The organism is Arthrobacter sp. LAR12-1-1.1, from assembly GCF_040676555.1.
Taxonomy (GTDB): domain Bacteria; phylum Actinomycetota; class Actinomycetes; order Actinomycetales; family Micrococcaceae; genus Arthrobacter.
This window is the reverse complement of record NZ_JBEGIG010000003.1, coordinates 41,911-60,115: the sequence shown is the minus strand read 5'-3', so window position 1 is coordinate 60,115 and position 18,205 is coordinate 41,911. Positions and strand designations below refer to the sequence as shown.

The window sequence follows — 18,205 nt, the reverse complement described above, 5'->3', positions numbered from 1 at the left end:
ACAGCAAGCAGGGGCACCCCGGATGGCCACGGTCGATCCGGCAGCCCAGGATAACTACATTTACAACCGCCTGCTGAAAGAGCGCATCATCTGGCTCGGCTCCGAGGTCCGCGACGATAACGCCAACGCGATCTGCTCCCAGCTGCTGCTGCTCTCGGCGGAAAATCCTGAAAGGGACATCTACCTTTACATCAACTCACCCGGCGGCTCCGTCACCGCCGGCATGGCCATCTACGACACCATGCAGTTCATCCCGAACGATGTTGTCACGGTTGCCACCGGCCTCGCCGCGTCCATGGGCCAGTTCCTGCTCTCCTCCGGCACCAAGGGCAAACGCTACGCCACCCCCAACGCCCGCATCCTCATGCACCAGCCCTCCGGCGGCATCGGCGGCACGGCGTCGGACATCAAGATCCAGGCCGAGCTGATCCTGCACATGAAGAAGGTCATGGCCGAGCTGACCGCTGACCAGACCGGCCAGAGCGTGGACACCATCCTCAAGGACAACGACCGCGACAAGTGGTTCACGGCCCCGGAAGCCCTCGAATACGGCTTCTTCGACAAGATCGCGGCGCACGCCGGATCCGTGGCCGGCGGCGGCGGAACCAACGCCAATGGCTCCGGCAACGCCGGCGGCGCTGCGACAGCCACCGAGAACTGACCGGCAGGTAGACAGCAATGAATTCAGGAGCAATGAACATGAACTACAACTTCGGTTCGACTGCCGGCAACCTGCCGAGCAGCCGCTACGTGCTGCCCCAGTTCGAAGAGCGCACCCCCTACGGCTTCAAGCGCCAGGACCCGTACACCAAGCTGTTCGAGGACCGCATCATCTTCCTCGGCGTCCAGGTCGACGACGCCTCGGCCGACGACGTGATGGCCCAGCTGCTGGTGCTCGAGTCCACGGACCCGGACCGCGACATCACGCTCTACATCAACTCCCCGGGCGGCTCCTTCACCGCCATGACCGCGATCTACGACACCATGACGTACATCCGGCCCGAGATCCAGACCGTCTGCCTCGGCCAGGCGGCCAGCGCCGCCGCCGTGCTGCTCGCGGCCGGCACGCCGGGCAAGCGCCTCGCGCTGCCGAACGCCCGCGTGCTGATCCACCAGCCCTCACTGTCCGGCGGACAGGGCGGGCAGGCCTCGGACCTGGAGATCCAGGCCGCCGAGGTCATGCGCATGCGGTCCTGGCTTGAGGACACGCTGGCCAAGCACTCCGGCCGAACGCCGGAACAGGTCAACAACGACATCGAGCGGGACAAGATCCTCACGGCCGCCGAGGCCATGCAGTACGGCCTAATTGACCAGGTCCTCGATTCCCGCAAGATCAAGCCCCAGGCAATCGCGCGCTAATCAGCAATTCGCGACGCGCCGGTGCGGCACTTTCACTTGGCCGCACCGGCGTCCGCTTTCCACCCAACAGGCCCAAAGTGACCTAGAGTGGAACATGTCACAGGCAGCAGCAAGCTACTAAAGGGGTTCACACATGGCTCGGATTGGCGAGAGCACTGATCTGCTGAAGTGTTCTTTCTGCGGAAAGAGCCAGAAGCAGGTCCGCAAGCTCATTGCCGGGCCCGGCGTCTACATCTGCGACGAGTGCATCGAACTCTGCAACGAGATCATCGAAGAAGAACTCGCGGAAGTAGCTGACCTGGGCAGTTTCGAGCTGCCCAAGCCCCGCGAGATCTTTGATTTCCTGCAGGAATATGTGATTGGCCAGGAACCCGCCAAGCGGTCGCTTGCCGTCGCGGTGTACAACCACTACAAGCGGATCCAGGCCGGCCACGCGCCGAAGAGCGGCAGCCTCGCCGACGGCGTGCACCACGACGACGTCGAGATCGCTAAGTCCAACATCCTGCTGATCGGCCCCACCGGCTGCGGCAAGACCTACCTGGCCCAAACCCTGGCCCGCCGCCTCAACGTCCCGTTCGCCGTGGCCGACGCCACGGCCCTGACGGAGGCCGGTTACGTCGGTGAGGATGTTGAGAACATCCTCCTCAAGCTGATCCAGGCCGCCGACTATGACGTCAAGAAGGCCGAGCAGGGCATTATCTACATCGATGAGATCGACAAGATCTCACGCAAGAGCGAAAACCCGTCCATCACCCGGGATGTCTCGGGCGAGGGCGTGCAGCAGGCGCTCCTGAAAATTCTCGAAGGTACTGTGGCCTCGGTCCCGCCGCAGGGCGGACGCAAACACCCGCACCAGGAATTCATCCAGATTGACACCACCAACGTGCTGTTCATCGTGGCCGGAGCTTTCGCGGGGCTCGAGGACATCATCGGTTCGCGTTCCGGACGCAAGGGCATCGGCTTCGGCGCCCCGCTCAACGAGGTCAAGAACACCACGGATTCCTACGGCGAGGTCATGCCGGAAGACCTGCTCAAGTTCGGGCTGATCCCGGAATTCATCGGCCGGCTGCCCGTCATCACGACCGTCTCGAACCTGGACCGCGCCGCGCTCATCCAGATCCTGTCCACGCCGAAGAATGCCCTCGTCAAGCAGTACCAGAAGATGTTCCAGCTCGACGGCGTCGAGCTCATCTTCGAGGACGAGGCCCTGAACACCATTGCCGACCAGGCGCTGGAGCGCGGCACCGGAGCCCGAGGGCTCCGCGCCATCATGGAGGAAGTGCTGCTCCCGGTCATGTTCGACCTCCCCAGCCGTGACGACGTCGCGAGCGTCGTAATCACGGAAGAGGTCGTGACCAAGAAGGCAGCGCCCACGATGATCGCCCACGACGTCAAGCGCCGCAAGTCCGCCTGATCCGGACCAGGCCAGCACGGGAATAAACAACCCGTACCGGTCGCTATGATCCTTGGCGCGCCGTGTAGGTGATCTGCCTCAGCGCATCCCCCAGACTTCCTTAAGGAGAACACCTGTGCCTGAAACCATGACCAACAAAGCCGACTTCTGGTTCGACCCGATGTGCCCGTTCGCCTGGGTTACCTCCCGCTGGATCGGCGAAGTGGAAGAAGTCCGTGACATCAAGACCGAGTGGCATGTGATGAGCCTCGCCGTGCTCAATGAGGGCCGCGAGGAGCTGCCCGAGCAGTACAGGGAGTTCATGAAGAAGGCGTGGGCTCCCGTCCGCGTCATCACTGCCGCCGCTGAACAGCATGGCGCGCAGTACATCAAGCCGCTCTACGACTCCATGGGCACCAAGATCCACAACGAGGGCAACAAGGATGTCGACGAGGTCATCGCCAAGTCGCTGGCCGAGGCGGGACTGCCGGCCGAGCTTGCGGCCGCCGGCCAGAGCGACGAATTCGATGCGCAGCTCCGCACCAGCCATGAGGCAGGCATCTCCCTGGTCGGACAGGACGTGGGCACGCCCGTCGTCGCCTTCAACGGCACGGCCTTCTTCGGCCCGGTCCTGACCCGCATCCCGCGCGGCGAGGAAGCCGGACGGATCTGGGACGCCACCGTGACCCTGGCTTCCTTCCCCTACTTCTTCGAAATCAAGCGCAGCCGGACCGAAAGCCCGGTCTTCAACTAGGCCTGAAGACACCGCGCCGGTACTCTGCCCGGCCTGCCAGGAGCCCCGGCAGAACTACTCCGATGTAGTTCTGCCGGGGCTCTTGTGTATGCCAGACGGGGGGACAACAATAGAACTTACCCACTTCGAAAGAAGAGGGACGCAGGAACCAAAGATTCAGTGACACTCATCCGACGCAGCCTTCGGCAAAGTCAGATGATGGCTACCAGTGACGAGGTAGGAAGACCTGAAAGTCTAAGGATCCCGCCAGATTGTCTAAGACGTCACGTGACAATCGAAAAGTCGAAGCCCCACCAACGGCTAAACGCTGATGGGGCTTCCCCTTTGCCCAAAAACTGGCCAGAGTGTGCCCCATGAGCAGTTTCCAGAGCGGTGAACCAATCGCGGACTACGCACTCCTGTCCGACTGCCGCTCCGGTGCTCTGGTCAGCGCGGCGGGTTCTGTGGACTGGCTTTGCTTCCCCCGCTTTGACAGCCCCTCCGTGTTCGGCCGGCTCCTCGGCCCGGACGCGGGATTCTGGTCGATCCGGCCCGCCGGCGCCCACACCTCGACAAGGCGCTACCTCGGACCCACGCTGGTCCTGGAAACCACCCACATCACCGCCGGCGGGTGCATGACCGTCACAGATGCCCTCGCCCTCGGGGACGGCCGGCGCGGCCACGAGCTCGGGGCGGACTCCCCGGGCACCCTCCTGCGCCAGGTGTCCTGCACGCAGGGTTCCGTCGACGTCGACATCGTCCTGTGCGCCCGACCCGACTACGGCCTCGCGAGGCCACTTCTCACCGCGGCCGACGGCGGTCTCCTCATCCGCGCGGGGGATGTGGTCCTGTCGGTCTCGACCCCGGCGGCGTTCCGGCCGGGCACCGACACCAGCACCGGCGCCGGCGCCGACACCAGCACCGACGCCGGCACCGACACAGTGCACGCACGACTGAGCCTCCGCGCCGGCGACGTTGCAGGCTTTGCCCTCCACTCCCGGGCCCACCACTCCGGGTCCGGAGACTTCCATCCCGGCGGGCACGGTGCCCCCGTGTTCTGGAGCCAGGATGAGATTGGGCGCAGGCTCGAGGACAGCGTGCAGGGCTGGACCAGCTGGTCCGGGATGCACCAGAACTACCGCGGCCCCTGGCAGGAGCTCGTGGCCGGCAGCGGAAGGGTCCTGCAGGCGCTGAGCTACTACCCGAGTGGCGCGATCGTCGCCGCCCCGACCACGTCGCTGCCGGAGGTGGCCGGCGGCACGCGCAACTGGGACTACCGCTACAGCTGGATCCGGGACGCCAGCATGACCCTGCAGGCCCTCTGGGTGGCGGCCTGCCCGGACGAGGCCGGGAAGTTCTTCCAATTCCTGGCCACCGCGGCGGCCAGCCAGCTGGCCGGAGGCGAGGAACTGCAGATCATGTTCGGCATCGGCGGGGAACGTGAACTCCCCGAACGCGCGCTCGGCCACCTGCCGGGGTGGCGCGCCAGCACCCCGGTCCGGGTGGGCAACGGCGCCTGGAACCAGCGCCAACTCGACGTTTACGGCGAACTTCTCGACGCCGCCGCCACCTTGCCGGAATACCTCGCGGAACTGGCACCGGAGACACGGAAGTTCCTTGCCGACGCCGCGGACACTGCCGCCGCGCGCTGGAAGTCCACCGATCACGGCATCTGGGAAGTCCGCGGGGAGCGGCGCCACTACCTGCACTCCAAGCTCATGTGCTGGGTTGCCGTGGACCGCGCCATCTCCCTCGCCGGCATCCTGCAGTCAACAGAAAAAGTTCCGCACTGGACCGAGGCGCGGGACGCGATCGCGGCGTCCATCCGCACTGAGGGATGGAGCGAAGCAGCGAACGCCTACACCCAGGCCTACGGATCCGACGATCTCGATGCTTCTGCCCTGATGCTCGCCATCGTGGGATTCCTGCCGGCGGACGATCCCGGCATGATCGCCACGATTGAGGCTATCGAGGAGCGGCTCACGGACCCCCGCGGCCTCGTGTACCGCTACCTCGCCGACGACGGCATGGCAGGGGAAGAGGGCACGTTCCTGCTGTGCACCTTCTGGCTGGCGCACGCCCTGGCCCTGGCCGGACGCACCCAACACGCCCGGGCTGTCTTCGAACGGGCGGCCGCGTTTGCCACCGACCTGGGCCTGATGGCCGAAGAGGTCGCCCCGGACAGCAGCGAGCTGCTGGGCAACTTCCCGCAGGCGTTCAGCCACATCGGCCTCGTCAACGCGGCCTGGGCGATCAGCGAAGCGGAACGGCACAGCCGGGAATCCGGCGTCTAGCAGCGGAAGCCGGCCGGCGGATCGGGACCGAAGGAACAAGCCCTGTGGCAACGGTGTTGCCTCTGTTGGCAGGCAGCGGTCCGGGTGCCGTGATGTGAAGCATCCCGCCTGGCGGCGTCCTGTGTCCTGAGCCCACCCCGATCATTGGAGCACCATGCCCATCACCGCCCATTTTGACCTGAACTTCAAAACCGAAGCCGTGTCCACGGCCGCGGCCGTGCTCCGCGACATCCTTTCCGCTACCCGGGCGTTTGACGGCTGCCTCGGCGTCGATGTGCTGGTTGACAGCACGGATCCGGCGCACGTTCTCGTGGTGGAACAGTGGGCGTCGCTGGAGCACGACGAGGCCTACCGCACCTGGCGGGCCGGCGACGGCGCGAGCGGGCTGGGAGAGCTCCTGGCCGCTCCGCCGGTGCTGACGCGCTTCGAGACGTCCTTCAAAATCTGAGGCGCCCGGACGGCAAAGACCTGGTAAACAAAAGAGAACCCTCGGCCCGGCCTGGGCCGGGCCGAGGGCCCCCTTCCTCGGTATCGATGTGGCCGCAGGCCTTACGCCTGGGCCGGCGGCTCGGCCGGAGCCAGTACGACGTCACTCACACTGAGTTCTCCCTCACCGGCGACCAGCGCCAGCTCGCGCGCGTTGGCGGCGGCCTTGAGGTCGCCGAGACCGGCCTTCAGCTGCGTCGTGAGGGATTCCGAGGCCGTGATCGTCGCTGACAGCACCTCGGTGCGCTGCTTGACCTTCGCCTCGGACTTGGCCTTGCGGATGCCGCTGAGCGCGGTGCCGACCGTGGCCAGGAGGGTCGTGTCGCCGTCGACCGCGACGGCGGACGGCCACTGGGCGCGGTGCACGGAACCGGTGCGCCACCAGCTCCAGACCTCCTCCGTGGCGAACGGAAGGAACGGCGCGAAGAGCCGCAGGAGGGTGTCCAGGCTTGTCGCCAGCGCGGCCAGCACGGACGCCTGCTGCTCCTCGCCGGCCGCACCATAGGCACGGTCCTTGATGAGCTCCACGTAGTCGTCCGTGAAGTTCCAGAAGAAACTCTCCGTGATCTGCAGGGCCCGGGCGTAGTCGTAGCCCTCGAACGCCTTGGTGGCCTGGGCGACAACATCGGCGAGCTGGGCCAGGACGGCCCGGTCCAGCGGGTTGCTCAGCACGGACACGTCGCCGGAAACGACGGAGTCCTCGGTGGCACCGAGGTTCAGGACAAACTTGGAGGCGTTGAGCAGTTTGATGGCCAGGCGGCGGCCGATCTTCATCTGCGCGATTTCGTAGGCGGTGTCCGCGCCGAGTTTGGCCGATGCCGCCCAGTAGCGCACCGCGTCCGAGCCGTACTCCTCGAGGACATCGGTGGGCACGATGACGTTGCCCTTGGACTTGGACATCTTCTTCCGGTCCGGGTCCAGGATCCAGCCGGAGATGGCCGCGTGCTTCCACGGCGCCGTGTTTTGCAGCGCATCGGCGCGGACGGCGGAGGAGAAGAGCCAGGTCCGGATGATGTCGTGCCCCTGCGGGCGCACGTCGAAGGGGTAGACCTTGGCGAACAGTGCCTCGTCGGTGCTCCAGCCGCCCACGATCTGCGGCGTCAGCGAGGACGTGGCCCAGGTGTCGAGGACGTCAGCGTCGCCGGTGAAGCCGCCCGGCACATCGCGCCGGGCTTCTTCGTAGCCCGGGGCGGCGTCCGCCGCGGGATCCACGGGGAGCTGCGCGTCGGACGGGACGATCGGGGCGTCGTATTCGGGGTTGCCGTCGGCATCCAGGGGGTACCAGACCGGTACCGGCACGCCGAAGAAGCGCTGGCGGGACACGAGCCAGTCGCCGTTGAGCCCCGAGATCCAGTTCTCGTAGCGGGAGCGCATGAAGGCGGGGTGGAACTCGATCTCGTTGCCGCGGCCGATCAGCCGTTCGCGGCGGTCCTCGTCGCGGCCGCCGTTGCGGATGTACCACTGGCGTGAGGTGACGACCTCGAGGGGCTTGTCGCCCTTCTCGAAGAAGTTCACGGGGTGCATGATCTTCTTGGGCTCGCCGTCGAGCAGTTCCGCGGCGGCCAGGAGCTCCACCACGCCTTCCTTGGCGCTGAACACCGTCTTGCCGGCGATAGCCGCGAAGTTGGCGCGGCCTTCTTCGGTGGTGATCCAGTCCGGGGTCTCGCCGATGATGCGGCCGTCGCGGCCCACGATGGCGCGGGTGGGCAGCTGCAGTTCGCGCCACCAGGTGACGTCGGTGAGGTCGCCGAAGGTGCAGACCATGGCGGCGCCGGAGCCCTTGTCCGCCTTGGCGAGCGGGTGGGCCTTGACCTCTACCTCGACGCCGAACAGGGGGGAGGTGACCTTCTTGCCGAACAGCGGCTTGTAGCGCTCGTCGTCGGGGTTCGCCACGAGCGCGGCGCAGGCGGCCAGCAGCTCGGGGCGGGTGGTCTCGATGTAAATCTTCTCGCCGTCTTCGGTGAAGAACGGGTAGCGGTAGTAGGCGCCCGCGACTTCGCGGTCCTCAAGTTCGGCCTGGGCCACCGCGGTGCGGAACGTGACATCCCACAGCGTAGGCGCCTCGGCCATGTAGGCGTCGCCGGCGGCCAGATTGGCCAGGAAGGCCCGCTGCGAGATCGCGCGGGACTTGTCATCGATGGTCCGGTAGGTCAGGTCCCAGTCCACGGACAGGCCGAGGGTCCGGAAGAGGTGCTCGAAGACCTTCTCGTCCTCGACCGCGAGCTCTTCGCACAGCTCGATGAAGTTCCGGCGCGAGATGACGTCGAAGTCGCGCTGGTTCTTGGCCGGCTCGGCCGGGGGGCGGTAGCCGGCGTCGTACGTGACGGTGGGGTCGCAGCGCACGCCGTAGTAGTTCTGCACGCGGCGCTCCGTGGGCAGGCCGTTGTCGTCCCAGCCCATGGGGTAGAACACGTTCTTGCCGGTCATGCGCTGGTAGCGCGCCAGGACGTCGGTCTGCGTGTACGAGAACATGTGTCCGACGTGAAGGGATCCCGACGCCGTGGGCGGGGGAGTGTCGATCGAGTAGACCTGCTCCCGGGTGGTGTCCGGGTTGAACTTGTAGGTCCCTTCGTCAAGCCAGCGCTGCGTGAGCGCCTCTTCCAGCCCCTCCAGGGCGGGCTTGTCCGGAACGTTGATGGGGGCGGTGGTGGGCGTGTCTGTACCCTGATTGTCTTCAGCCATGGGTCAATTCTTGCAGTTCTTTTCAGTCCGTTTCACCTAATCGCGGCAGTCCACTGCAATGAACCGCACTATGCGAGGGCAATCCACTGCACTAATGTCCAGCACTATGGAGAAATCTGGGGCCAGATTTGCGATCAAGCGCATCTATGATGACCCCTCCGACGACGACGGCTGCCGGGTCCTGGTGGACCGGCTCTGGCCGCGGGGAGTCAGCAAGGAACGGGCCCACCTGGAGCTCTGGCTCAAGGACGTGGCACCGTCCCCGCCGCTGCGCAAGGAGTTCGGGCACATGCAGGAACGGTTCGCGGACTTCCGGGCGGCCTACGAGGCGGAGCTGGAAACCAACCCCGCCGTGCAGACGCTCTACGGACTCGCGGCGGAGCACGGGAAAGTGACGCTGCTGTTCGGTGCACGGGACCCGGAGACCAACCATGCCCGGGTGCTGCAGGAGTTCCTGGAGCACAGCAGCAACAGTAGGAAATGAGCCCGGCGTTGCCGTTAGGGTGGTGCCATGACTGAGGGAATAGACAACAGCGCAAAAGAAGTCAACGCAACAGCAGCCAAAGCAGCAGTAGTCACCGGCGCCAGCACCGGAATCGGCGACGCCACGGTGCGTGCGCTCCGCAAGGAAGGCTGGACCGTCTTCGCCGTCGCCCGCCGCGCCGACCGGCTCGAGGCGCTCGCCGCCCAAACCGGTGCCATCGCGCTTCCCGCCGACGTGACCGACGACGCCGATGTGGCCCGGCTGCTCGAGGAGGTGACCCGGGCCGGCGGCATCGACACGTTGATCAACATCGCCGGCGGTGCCCGCGGCGCCGACAAGGTTGCCGGAGCCAAGACCGAGGACTGGGAATGGATGTTCCAGGTCAACGTGCTGGGCAGCATGAAGCTCATCCGCGCGTTCCTGCCCATGCTGCGTGCCTGCGGCGAGGGCACCGTGCTGAACCTGACCTCCACCGCCGGGCTCTCGGCCTACGAGGGCGGCGGCGGCTACAACGCGGCCAAGTTCGCCCAGCACGCCCTGACCGGCGCCCTGCGGCTCGAAGAGGCCGAGCACAACCTCCGCGTGATCGAGGTGGCCCCCGGCCTGGTGCAGACCGAGGAGTTCGCCCTCAACCGCCTCGGCGACCAGGACGCGGCAGCCAAGGTCTACGCGGGAGTCGAGAAGCCACTGACGGCCGCCGACGTCGCCGATGTGGTCCGCTACGCCGTCGTGGCGCCGCACCACATCAACCTGGACCAGATCGTGATCCGCCCGGTGGCCCAGGCGGCCAACTACAAGCTGATCCGCAAGAGCCAGTAGGGCAGGTCTGGGCTTAGGTCCAGCCGCGTGGGCCGGGACGTCCGGCGGCGACTCCGGCCGTTCACCGTGGCGTCGTGTGCCGGTCAGGCTGCGCTGGTCCGGAGTTGGCCGCGGCGGGGCAGGGTGGCCCGTGCAACTGCACACCACCAGAGTGGAGAACTTTCCCATGCGAACCCCGACGAAGCTCGGCGCTGCCGTACTCAGCGCAGCCCTGCTGCTCGCCACCTCGGCCCAGGCAAACGCGGTCCAGGCCCCCGCGGCCGACACCAACGCCAACGGCCAGGACAACCACTTCGATCTCCAGGCCCACCGCGGCGGCATCGGCCTGACTGTCGAGTCAACCCTGGCGTCCTTCGCCAAGGGGATCGAGACCGGCGTCTCCACCCTCGAGCTTGACCTCCAGATCACCAAGGACGGCCACGAGGTCATCACCCACGACCGCAAGATCAGCGGCCAGAAGTGCCTGGACACGGCTCCTGTCACACCGAACGACCCCCAGTTCCCCTACGTCGGCAAGTACGTCAGGGACCTGACGTTCGCGCAGGTCCGCAGCCTGGACTGCGGCAGCCTCACGCTTCCCCAGTTCCCGGGCCAGGTTGCCTCCCCGGGCGCAAAGATGCCCACGCTGGCCGAGGTCTTCGCGTTGGCGGACTCCTACCGCGCCAGCCAGGTGAAGTTCAACATCGAAACCAAGGTGGAGGCCGGCGCGCCGCAGGAAACCGCACCGCGCGAGCAGTTCGTCGACGTCGCTCTCCGCGAAATCACGGCAGCCCACATGCAGAGCCGTGTCTCGATTGAGAGCTTTGATTGGGGTGCATTGCGCCTGGTCCAGCAGCGCGATCCGCAGATCCGCACTGTGGCCCTGACCAACAAGGACTTCCTCCAGGCGGGCCAGCCCGGCAAGTCGCCGTGGCTGGGCGGAATCGACGCCGATGACTTCGGCGGTGACCTTGTCGCCGCGGCCTCCTCCCTTGGCTTCGACGCCATCTCTCCGGTGCACGGCGCGCCGCAGAACGGCGCCGTGACGGATCCGGGCTATGTTCCCTATGCCACCGCCGACATGGTCCGCCGCGCCCACGCGGCAGGCATGCAGGTCATTCCGTGGACCGTTGATGACAAGCCCACCATGCGCGCGCTCATCGGTGCGGGTGTGGACGGGCTGATCACGGATTACCCGGACCGGCTCCGGGACGTGATGGCCGAGTCCGGCATGAAACTGCCGCGCAGCTAGTCCTCCGCCGGGACGGACAGCGTGGCCAGAACCGCCGCGTGGTCCGTCCCGGCTACCGGCAGCACGGAATAGCCGCCGCTGCGAACCTGCGGGCCAGTCACGATGTGGTCGATCACCACGCCCGGCAGCGGGGGGCCATCCATGGGCCAGGTCGGAACCAGGCGGGCCAGGGCCGCTGCCCCGGCGTCGACGAGGGGGCCGCCAGGCCCGGCCCCCTCCGGCCCCTGAAGCATCTGGCGGAACTCGGCGTGGTCGAGGGTGGCGTTGAAGTCGCCCAGCAGCAGCAGGTTGCCCCGACGGGCGGCAAGGCGGCCCAGGGCGGCCAATTCGCTCCGCCACTGCCCGGCCCGGCCCCAGACCGGAGCCTTGGTGTGCACGTTGGTCACGGCAAGGGAGACCGGCCGGCCGCCGGCGTCGAGCTCCAACTGCACCGTGGGCGTGTGGAAGGCGGAACCGTCCACGGAGTCCAACGGAACGATCGGGCGGGAGGAGTACACGGCTCCGCCGCCCGCGCCGTCCCTCGAGCGGCTGATCCGGTGCGGAAGCAGCGCGCCCAGCCCCTCAGCATCCAGCCGTTTTTCCAGGGCCGGGGAGAGTTCCTGGACGGCAAGGAGCGAGACGCCGTTTTCCCGCACCAGCCGAACCACCTCCGCGGCGTCCGCCTGGCCCTTCCAGGCGTTGAGGGTCATGACCTTCAGTTCCGCCGCCGGCGGGCGTGTCGCGGCCTGTTCCTGCCCTGTGCTCTGTTGCTCTCCATGCGGCGGATCGGCCTGCCGGGCCAGGAACCGGTCCGCCACCCGGTCCGGCGGGAACAGCCAGAGCAGCTGGAGGGCCAGGAGGGCACCGGCCGGGAGGGCCGCCCAGGGACGCCGTGCCGGCAACGCCAGCAGGAGGGCGGCGCCGGCGGGGAGCACGAACCAGGGTGTGAAGGCCACGAGCTGGACCACAGGCGCCGGCCACGGCGCCGGGACCGCCCGGAACACGGACACCACCACCACGGGCGCGGCGCAGAGGGCGGAGGACAGGTGCCAGCGGCGGCTTGAGCTGCGGCTCTTCACGGGTCGGCCCGAGGCGGCGGGACGGTCATGGCACGAGTCTATGTAGTCGGGCCGCCGGCGTCGCCCCTGGCAGCGGAGTTTGCTGCGCTGTGAAAGCCCGTATTTTCTCCGGTACCATCGACTTAGCAGCTTTGACCCGGCCATCACCGGTGAGCTTCCGGAAGAACACCCCCGCGTGCGGTGCAGACTCAGTCCCACTGAGCGTGCCAGGGCCAGTAGAACCGGACGGGTAAGCCCGTCACAGCAGTAATGAGCGGCCGACGCCGGTGCAGCCCCTTTCTCGAAAAGGTGCGGTCCGGTGGCGGTAAGTGAGGTGGTACCGCGGTGCCGGTGTTGTCGAAAGACAGTTGTTGTCAAAAGACAGTGCAGGGGCCGTCCTCGCATCCTGAATGAATACATGTGTTCACCAGCTCAACCCAGGATGTCGAGATGACTTATTACCCCAAGGCCGCCGCCGCAGGCGCCGGCTCCACCACCTCCGCTTCCCACACCTCTGGTGTTCCGGCCTCCGTGAAGTTCCCGGAGATCGAAGAGCGCATCCTCAAATACTGGGACCAGGACGGCACCTTCCAGGCCAGCATCGACCAGCGCGATGCTGGCAAAGACGGCAGCAACGAATTCGTCTTCTACGACGGTCCGCCCTTCGCCAACGGCCTGCCGCACTACGGCCATCTCCTGACCGGCTACGCCAAAGACCTCGTGGGCCGCTACCAGACCCAGCGCGGCCGACGCGTCGAGCGACGCTTCGGCTGGGACACGCACGGCCTTCCCGCCGAGCTGGAAGCCATGAAGCAGCTTGGCATGACGGACAAGACCCAGATCGAGGCCATGGGCATCGACAAGTTCAACGACGCCTGCCGCGCCTCCGTCATGAAGTACGCCGACGAGTGGAAGAGCTACGTCACCCGCCAGGCGCGCTGGGTGGACTTCGAGAACGACTACAAGACTCTCAACGTCGAGTACATGGAGTCCGTGCTGTGGGCCTTCAAACAGCTGCACGAAAAGGGCCTCACCTACAACGGCTACCGCGTCCTGCCGTACTGCTGGAAGGACGAGACGCCGCTGTCCAACCATGAGCTGCGCATGGACGACGACGTCTACAAGAACCGCCAGGACCAGACTGTCACGGTCATGTTCCCCATCACGGCCGGGGAATCGGAGCTGTCCAGGCAGCTCGCCGGGGTGCAGGCGCTCGCCTGGACCACCACGCCCTGGACGCTGCCCACGAACCTGGCGCTCGCCGTCGGGCCCGCCATCAGCTACGTGGTCCTGCCCGCCGGCCCGCACGGGATCAAGGCCGCGGCAGCCGAAGCGCCCGTCGCGGGCAGCTTCCTGCTCGCCGCTGACCTCCTGGGCGCCTACGCCAAGGACCTCGGCTACGGCGACGGGGCCGAGGGCGCCGCCGCCGCGGAAGCCGCCATCACCTCCCGCCACACCGGCGCCGAGCTCGACGGCCTGAGCTACGAGCCGCTCTGGGACTACTTCCACGACGCCGAAAAGTACGGCACCGAAAACGCCTGGCGCTTCCTCGAGGCCGACTACGTCACCACCACCGACGGCACCGGCATCGTCCACCAGGCACCCGCCTACGGCGAAGACGACCAGAAAATCTGTGAAGAGGCCGGCATCCCGGTGGTCCTCTCGGTCGACGAAGGCGCCAAATTCCTCCCGCTCTTCGGCCACGGCGACCTCGCCGAAATCGCCGGACTGCAAGTGTTCGAGGCCAACAAGCCCATCACCCAGGTGCTCCGCGCCCAGGGCCGCCTGGTCCGCCAGGCCAGCTACGAGCACAGCTACCCGCACTGCTGGCGCTGCCGCAACCCGCTGATCTACCGCGCCGTGTCCTCCTGGTACGTCGAGGTCACCAAGTTCAAGGACCGCATGTCCGAGCTCAACCAGGACATCAACTGGATCCCGGGCAACGTCAAGGACGGCCAGTTCGGCAAGTGGCTCGCCAACGCCCGCGACTGGTCCATCAGCCGCAACCGCTACTGGGGCAGCCCCATCCCGGTCTGGCAGTCCACGGACCCCGACTACCCCCGCACCGACGTCTACGGCTCCCTGGCCGAGATCGAAGCCGACTTCGGCCGCCTGCCGCTGAACAAGGCCGGCCAGGTGGACCTGCACCGACCCTTCATCGATGAGCTGACCCGCCCGAACCCGGATGACCCCCGCACCCCGGAGGAGGGCCAGTCCGTCATGCGCCGGGTCGAGGACGTCCTGGACGTCTGGTTCGACTCCGGGTCCATGCCCTACGGCCAGGTGCACTACCCGTTCCAGAACGAGGAATGGTTCGACACCCACAACCCGGCGGACTTCATCGTCGAGTACATCGGTCAGACCCGCGGCTGGTTCTACATGCTGCACATCCTCTCCACCGCGCTGTTCGACCGCCCGGCCTTCCGCAACGTCATCAGCCACGGCATCGTGCTGGGCTCGGACGGGCAGAAGATGTCCAAGAGCCTGCGCAACTACCCGGACGTCTCCGAGGTCCTGGACCGCGACGGCTCCGACGCCATGCGCTGGTTCCTGATGTCCAGCCCCATCCTGCGCGGCGGCAACCTTGTGGTCACCGAGCAAGGCATCCGCGACGGCGTCCGCCAGGTCATCCTGCCGCTGTGGAACGTGTACAGCTTCTTCACGCTGTACACGAACGCTTCCAACGGCGGGACAGGGTACGATGCCAAGCTCCGCTATGACGGCTACGCCGACACCCTGGACCAGTACCTCATAGCCAACACCGGGGACCTCGTCCGGAACATGACCGCCCAGCTGGACAGCTACGACATCTCCGGCGCCTGCGACGAACTGCGCAGCTACCTGGACATGCTCACCAACTGGTACGTCCGCCGCAGCCGCCAGCGCTTCTTCGACGAGAGCGTTGACGCCTTCGACGCGCTCTACACCGCACTGGAAACCGTCTCCCGCGTGGCCGCGTCCCTGCTGCCGCTGGTCTCCGAGGAGATCTGGCGCGGCCTCACCGGGGGGCGCTCCGTGCACCTGGCCGACTGGCCGGACGCCGGACTGTTCCCGGCCAACCCGGGACTGGTCGAAGCGATGGACCGTGTGCAGCAGATCTGCTCCACCGGCTCCTCGCTGCGCAAGGCCGCGAACCTGCGCGTGCGCCTGCCGCTGCAGGAACTCACGGTCGTGGCTCCCGGCGCGGACGCGCTGGGAGGCTTTGCCGCCGTCGTCGCCGATGAACTGAACCTGCGCTCGGTCCGCCTGCTCGACGCCGACACCGCCTCCCCGGAGGAGTTCGGCATCGAGCAGAAGCTCGTCGTCAACGCCCGGGCCGCCGGCCCGCGCCTGGGCAAGAACGTCCAACAGGCCATCAAGGGCTCCAAGTCCGGCGACTGGTCGGTCAGCGAAGCCGGGGTGGTCACCGCCGGCGGCCTCGAGCTCGAGCCGCAGGAATACACCCTGGAAACCGTCGTGGCTGAAGCCGCGGAGGGAACCGGAGCCGGTCCTGCCACAAGGGCCGCCGCAGTGCTTCCCGGCGGCGGGTTCGTGGTCCTGAACACCGAGGTCACCCCGGAACTGGAGGCCGAGGGCCTGGCACGCGACATGGTCCGCGCCATCCAGCAGGCCCGCAAGGACGCCGGACTCAATGTCAGCGACCGGATCAGCACCTCCGTCACGGCCAAGCAGGACGTCGTCGAAGCCCTGCTGGCCAACGCGGCGCTGGTCAAGACCGAAACCCTGACCATCGAGCTGGAAACTGTGACGGCCGACATCAAGGAACCGCTGGTCAGTGTTGCAAAGAAAGTTGGGGCCTAAACCATGACCGACGAATTCTCCGTAGAAAGCGTCTACGCCGAACTGCTGGGCCGGGCGCCGGAAAACAAGATGGAGCCGCGGCTCGCCCCGCTGCACCGGGCCATGGAAATCCTGGGGGAGCCGAACAAGGCGTTCCCGATCATCCACGTCACCGGCACCAACGGCAAGACGTCCACAGCCCGGATGATCGAGGCCGGGCTGCGGGCCCACGGCCTGAGCACGGGCCGGTACACGAGCCCGCACCTGTCCAAGGTCACCGAACGGATCAGCATCGACGGCGCCCCGGTGCCGGATGAGACGTTCGTCCGGATCTGGGACGAGATCCGGCCCTACCTGCAGATCGTGGACAGCGAACTCGAGGCGGCGGGCCAGCCCCGGCTGACCTACTTCGAGTGCCTGACCATCCTGGGCTTCGCGGTCTTCGCCGACCAGCCGGTCAACGTCGCGGTGATCGAAGTGGGCCTCGGCGGCATCACCGACGCCACGAACGTCGGCGACGGCCAGGTGGCCGTGGTCACCCCGATCTCCCTGGACCACACCGATTTGCTGGGCGACACCACCGGGGACATCGCCTTTGAGAAAGCCGGCATCATCAAGCCCGGCGGCTTCCTCATCAGCGCGGCGCAGCCCGTCGACGCGGCCCAGGTCCTCCTGGAGAAGGCCAAGGAGGTCAACGTGCCGTTCCGCTTCGAGGGCGTGGAGTTCGGCGTTGAATCCCGCACCGTCGCGGTGGGCGGCCAGATGGTCACCATCCAGGGCATCGCCGGCCGCTACGAGGACCTGCTGGTGCCGCTGCACGGCGCGCACCAGGCCGAGAACGCCGCCGTCGCAATTGCCGCGCTGGAAGCGTTCTTCGGCGGGGAGAAGGCGATCGACGCCGAGATCCTGCAGGAGGCCTTTGCCTCTGTCACGTCCCCGGGGCGGCTCGAGGTGGTCCGCACCTCACCGACCATCATCGTGGACGCGGCGCACAACCCGGAGGGCATCCGGGTCTCCGCCGAGGCCATCCACGAGGCCTTCAACTTCACCAAGCTGGTGGTGGTGGTTGGCGTGCTGCGGGAAAAGGACGCCGAGGAGATCCTGCGCCAGCTCAAGGAATCCCTGGGCGGCCTGGCCACCGAATACTGCTTCACCGAGTCCAACTCGCCCCGCGCCGTCCCGGCCGAGGACCTGGCTGAGGTCGCCATTGATCTTGGCTTCGGCGAGGACAACATCCATGTCGCTGCAAAGCTCGACGACGCCATCGAATGGGCCGTGGAACGCGCCGAAGCCGATGACGAACTCGCCGGCGGCGTCCTGGTGACCGGGTCCATCACGCTCGTCGCGGACGCCCGCATCCTGCTCGGAAAGGCGGACGCGTAAGCGATGGCGAAACTCACCAAAGCCCAGCGCGAATGGCGTCCGGGCATGCCCAAGAAGCGGCGTTCCACGAAGGTCATGTTCGCCTCCACGGTCCTGTTGCTGGAAGCTTTCGTGGTGCTCTTCGGAACACTGGCCGTCTTTGGCCTGCACCGGAACGAATATCCTGCGGCCCTGGTCTTCTCCGTGGGGATCGGCCTGTGCCTGGTCTTCATCTTCACCTGCGCGGTCCTCTCCAAGCCGTGGGGAGTGGCCCTGGGCTGGATCCTGCAGCTCGTCCTGATACTGGGCGGCCTCGTGGAGCCTGCCATGTACCTCGTCGGCGCGCTCTTCGCCGTGGCCTGGTGGTACGGGGTCCGGACCGGCATCCGGATTGACCGGGAGGCCGCGCAGCGGGAGCGCGAGCAGGCTGAATGGGATGCGGCCCATCCCCAGGGCCCCGCGCCCGGCAACGGCGCCTGAACCAGCGACTGAACCTGCGCCCGGCGCTTGGGCCGCACCCCGTAGACTTGACCCGAACCCCACCC

Annotated in this window: 14 protein-coding genes; 12 read left to right on the top strand and 2 right to left on the bottom strand. The window is 67.0% G+C overall.

The genetic code is table 11. The features are described from left to right. Nucleotides 1-22: 22 nt before the first annotated feature. The 6 genes from MRBLAR12_RS04865 to MRBLAR12_RS04840 all read left to right on the top strand — a co-directional run bounded on the left by MRBLAR12_RS04865 (nucleotide 23) and on the right by MRBLAR12_RS04840 (nucleotide 6,227). On the top strand, nucleotides 23-661 hold the full coding sequence (locus MRBLAR12_RS04865) for an ATP-dependent Clp protease proteolytic subunit (protein WP_229993399.1): 639 nt from the start codon (nucleotides 23-25) through the stop codon (nucleotides 659-661). A 38-nt stretch (nucleotides 662-699) separates the two neighbouring features. Next, a complete protein-coding gene (locus MRBLAR12_RS04860; protein ID WP_026266422.1) occupies nucleotides 700-1,359 on the top strand; it encodes an ATP-dependent Clp protease proteolytic subunit in 660 nt (219 codons plus the stop codon). Nucleotides 1,360-1,492: 133 nt separating this feature from the next. Next, nucleotides 1,493-2,773: an ATP-dependent Clp protease ATP-binding subunit ClpX gene (clpX, locus tag MRBLAR12_RS04855; protein ID WP_229993382.1), complete on the top strand. Its 1,281-nt coding sequence runs from the start codon at nucleotides 1,493-1,495 to the stop codon at nucleotides 2,771-2,773. A 127-nt stretch (nucleotides 2,774-2,900) separates the two neighbouring features. After that, nucleotides 2,901-3,506, top strand: a complete 606-nt coding sequence (locus MRBLAR12_RS04850) for a DsbA family protein (RefSeq protein ID WP_364744040.1) — start codon at nucleotides 2,901-2,903, stop codon at nucleotides 3,504-3,506. A gap of 353 nt (nucleotides 3,507-3,859) precedes the next feature. Further along, complete coding sequence (locus MRBLAR12_RS04845) at nucleotides 3,860-5,779, top strand: glycoside hydrolase family 15 protein (protein WP_364743969.1); 1,920 nt, start codon at nucleotides 3,860-3,862, stop codon at nucleotides 5,777-5,779. 154 nt (nucleotides 5,780-5,933) lie between these two features. Next, the gene (locus MRBLAR12_RS04840) at nucleotides 5,934-6,227 is read left to right on the top strand and encodes a putative quinol monooxygenase (RefSeq protein ID WP_364743966.1); all 294 of its coding nucleotides are present in this window, start codon (nucleotides 5,934-5,936) and stop codon (nucleotides 6,225-6,227) included. A 101-nt stretch (nucleotides 6,228-6,328) separates the two neighbouring features. Here MRBLAR12_RS04840 and valS read toward each other — a convergent pair whose 3' ends face one another. Continuing rightward, nucleotides 6,329-8,947: a valine--tRNA ligase gene (gene valS / locus MRBLAR12_RS04835; protein ID WP_229993379.1), complete on the bottom strand. Its 2,619-nt coding sequence runs from the start codon at nucleotides 8,945-8,947 to the stop codon at nucleotides 6,329-6,331. Nucleotides 8,948-9,041: 94 nt separating this feature from the next. On the opposite strand from valS, the gene MRBLAR12_RS04830 reads away from it, so the two are divergent. The 3 genes from MRBLAR12_RS04830 (at nucleotide 9,042) to MRBLAR12_RS04820 (ending at nucleotide 11,481) form a co-directional block, all read left to right on the top strand. After that, nucleotides 9,042-9,431 carry a DUF488 domain-containing protein gene (locus MRBLAR12_RS04830; protein WP_229993378.1) on the top strand — a complete coding sequence of 130 codons (390 nt, stop codon included), beginning with the start codon at nucleotides 9,042-9,044 and terminating at the stop codon, nucleotides 9,429-9,431. A gap of 27 nt (nucleotides 9,432-9,458) precedes the next feature. Further along, a complete protein-coding gene (locus MRBLAR12_RS04825) occupies nucleotides 9,459-10,250 on the top strand; it encodes an SDR family oxidoreductase (RefSeq protein ID WP_229993377.1) in 792 nt (263 codons plus the stop codon). A 166-nt stretch (nucleotides 10,251-10,416) separates the two neighbouring features. Then, the gene (locus MRBLAR12_RS04820; RefSeq protein WP_229993376.1) at nucleotides 10,417-11,481 is read left to right on the top strand and encodes a glycerophosphodiester phosphodiesterase; all 1,065 of its coding nucleotides are present in this window, start codon (nucleotides 10,417-10,419) and stop codon (nucleotides 11,479-11,481) included. Here MRBLAR12_RS04820 and MRBLAR12_RS04815 read toward each other — a convergent pair. Then, complete coding sequence (locus MRBLAR12_RS04815) at nucleotides 11,478-12,539, bottom strand: endonuclease/exonuclease/phosphatase family protein (protein ID WP_364743961.1); 1,062 nt, start codon at nucleotides 12,537-12,539, stop codon at nucleotides 11,478-11,480. The two genes, MRBLAR12_RS04820 and MRBLAR12_RS04815, sit on opposite strands and share 4 nt — an antisense overlap. A gap of 429 nt (nucleotides 12,540-12,968) precedes the next feature. On the opposite strand from MRBLAR12_RS04815, the gene ileS reads away from it, so the two are divergent. From ileS to MRBLAR12_RS04800, 3 genes are read left to right on the top strand one after another with little or no spacing between them, the layout of a single operon-like run. Then, complete coding sequence (ileS, locus tag MRBLAR12_RS04810; RefSeq protein ID WP_364743958.1) at nucleotides 12,969-16,319, top strand: isoleucine--tRNA ligase; 3,351 nt, start codon at nucleotides 12,969-12,971, stop codon at nucleotides 16,317-16,319. Nucleotides 16,320-16,322: 3 nt separating this feature from the next. Continuing rightward, entirely contained in the window at nucleotides 16,323-17,681 is a 1,359-nt protein-coding gene (locus MRBLAR12_RS04805) for a bifunctional folylpolyglutamate synthase/dihydrofolate synthase (protein ID WP_229993373.1), read from the top strand. A gap of 3 nt (nucleotides 17,682-17,684) precedes the next feature. Continuing rightward, nucleotides 17,685-18,140, top strand: coding sequence for a DUF4233 domain-containing protein (locus MRBLAR12_RS04800; RefSeq protein WP_229993372.1), 456 nt, complete (start codon nucleotides 17,685-17,687; stop codon nucleotides 18,138-18,140). Nucleotides 18,141-18,205: the final 65 nt, after the last annotated feature.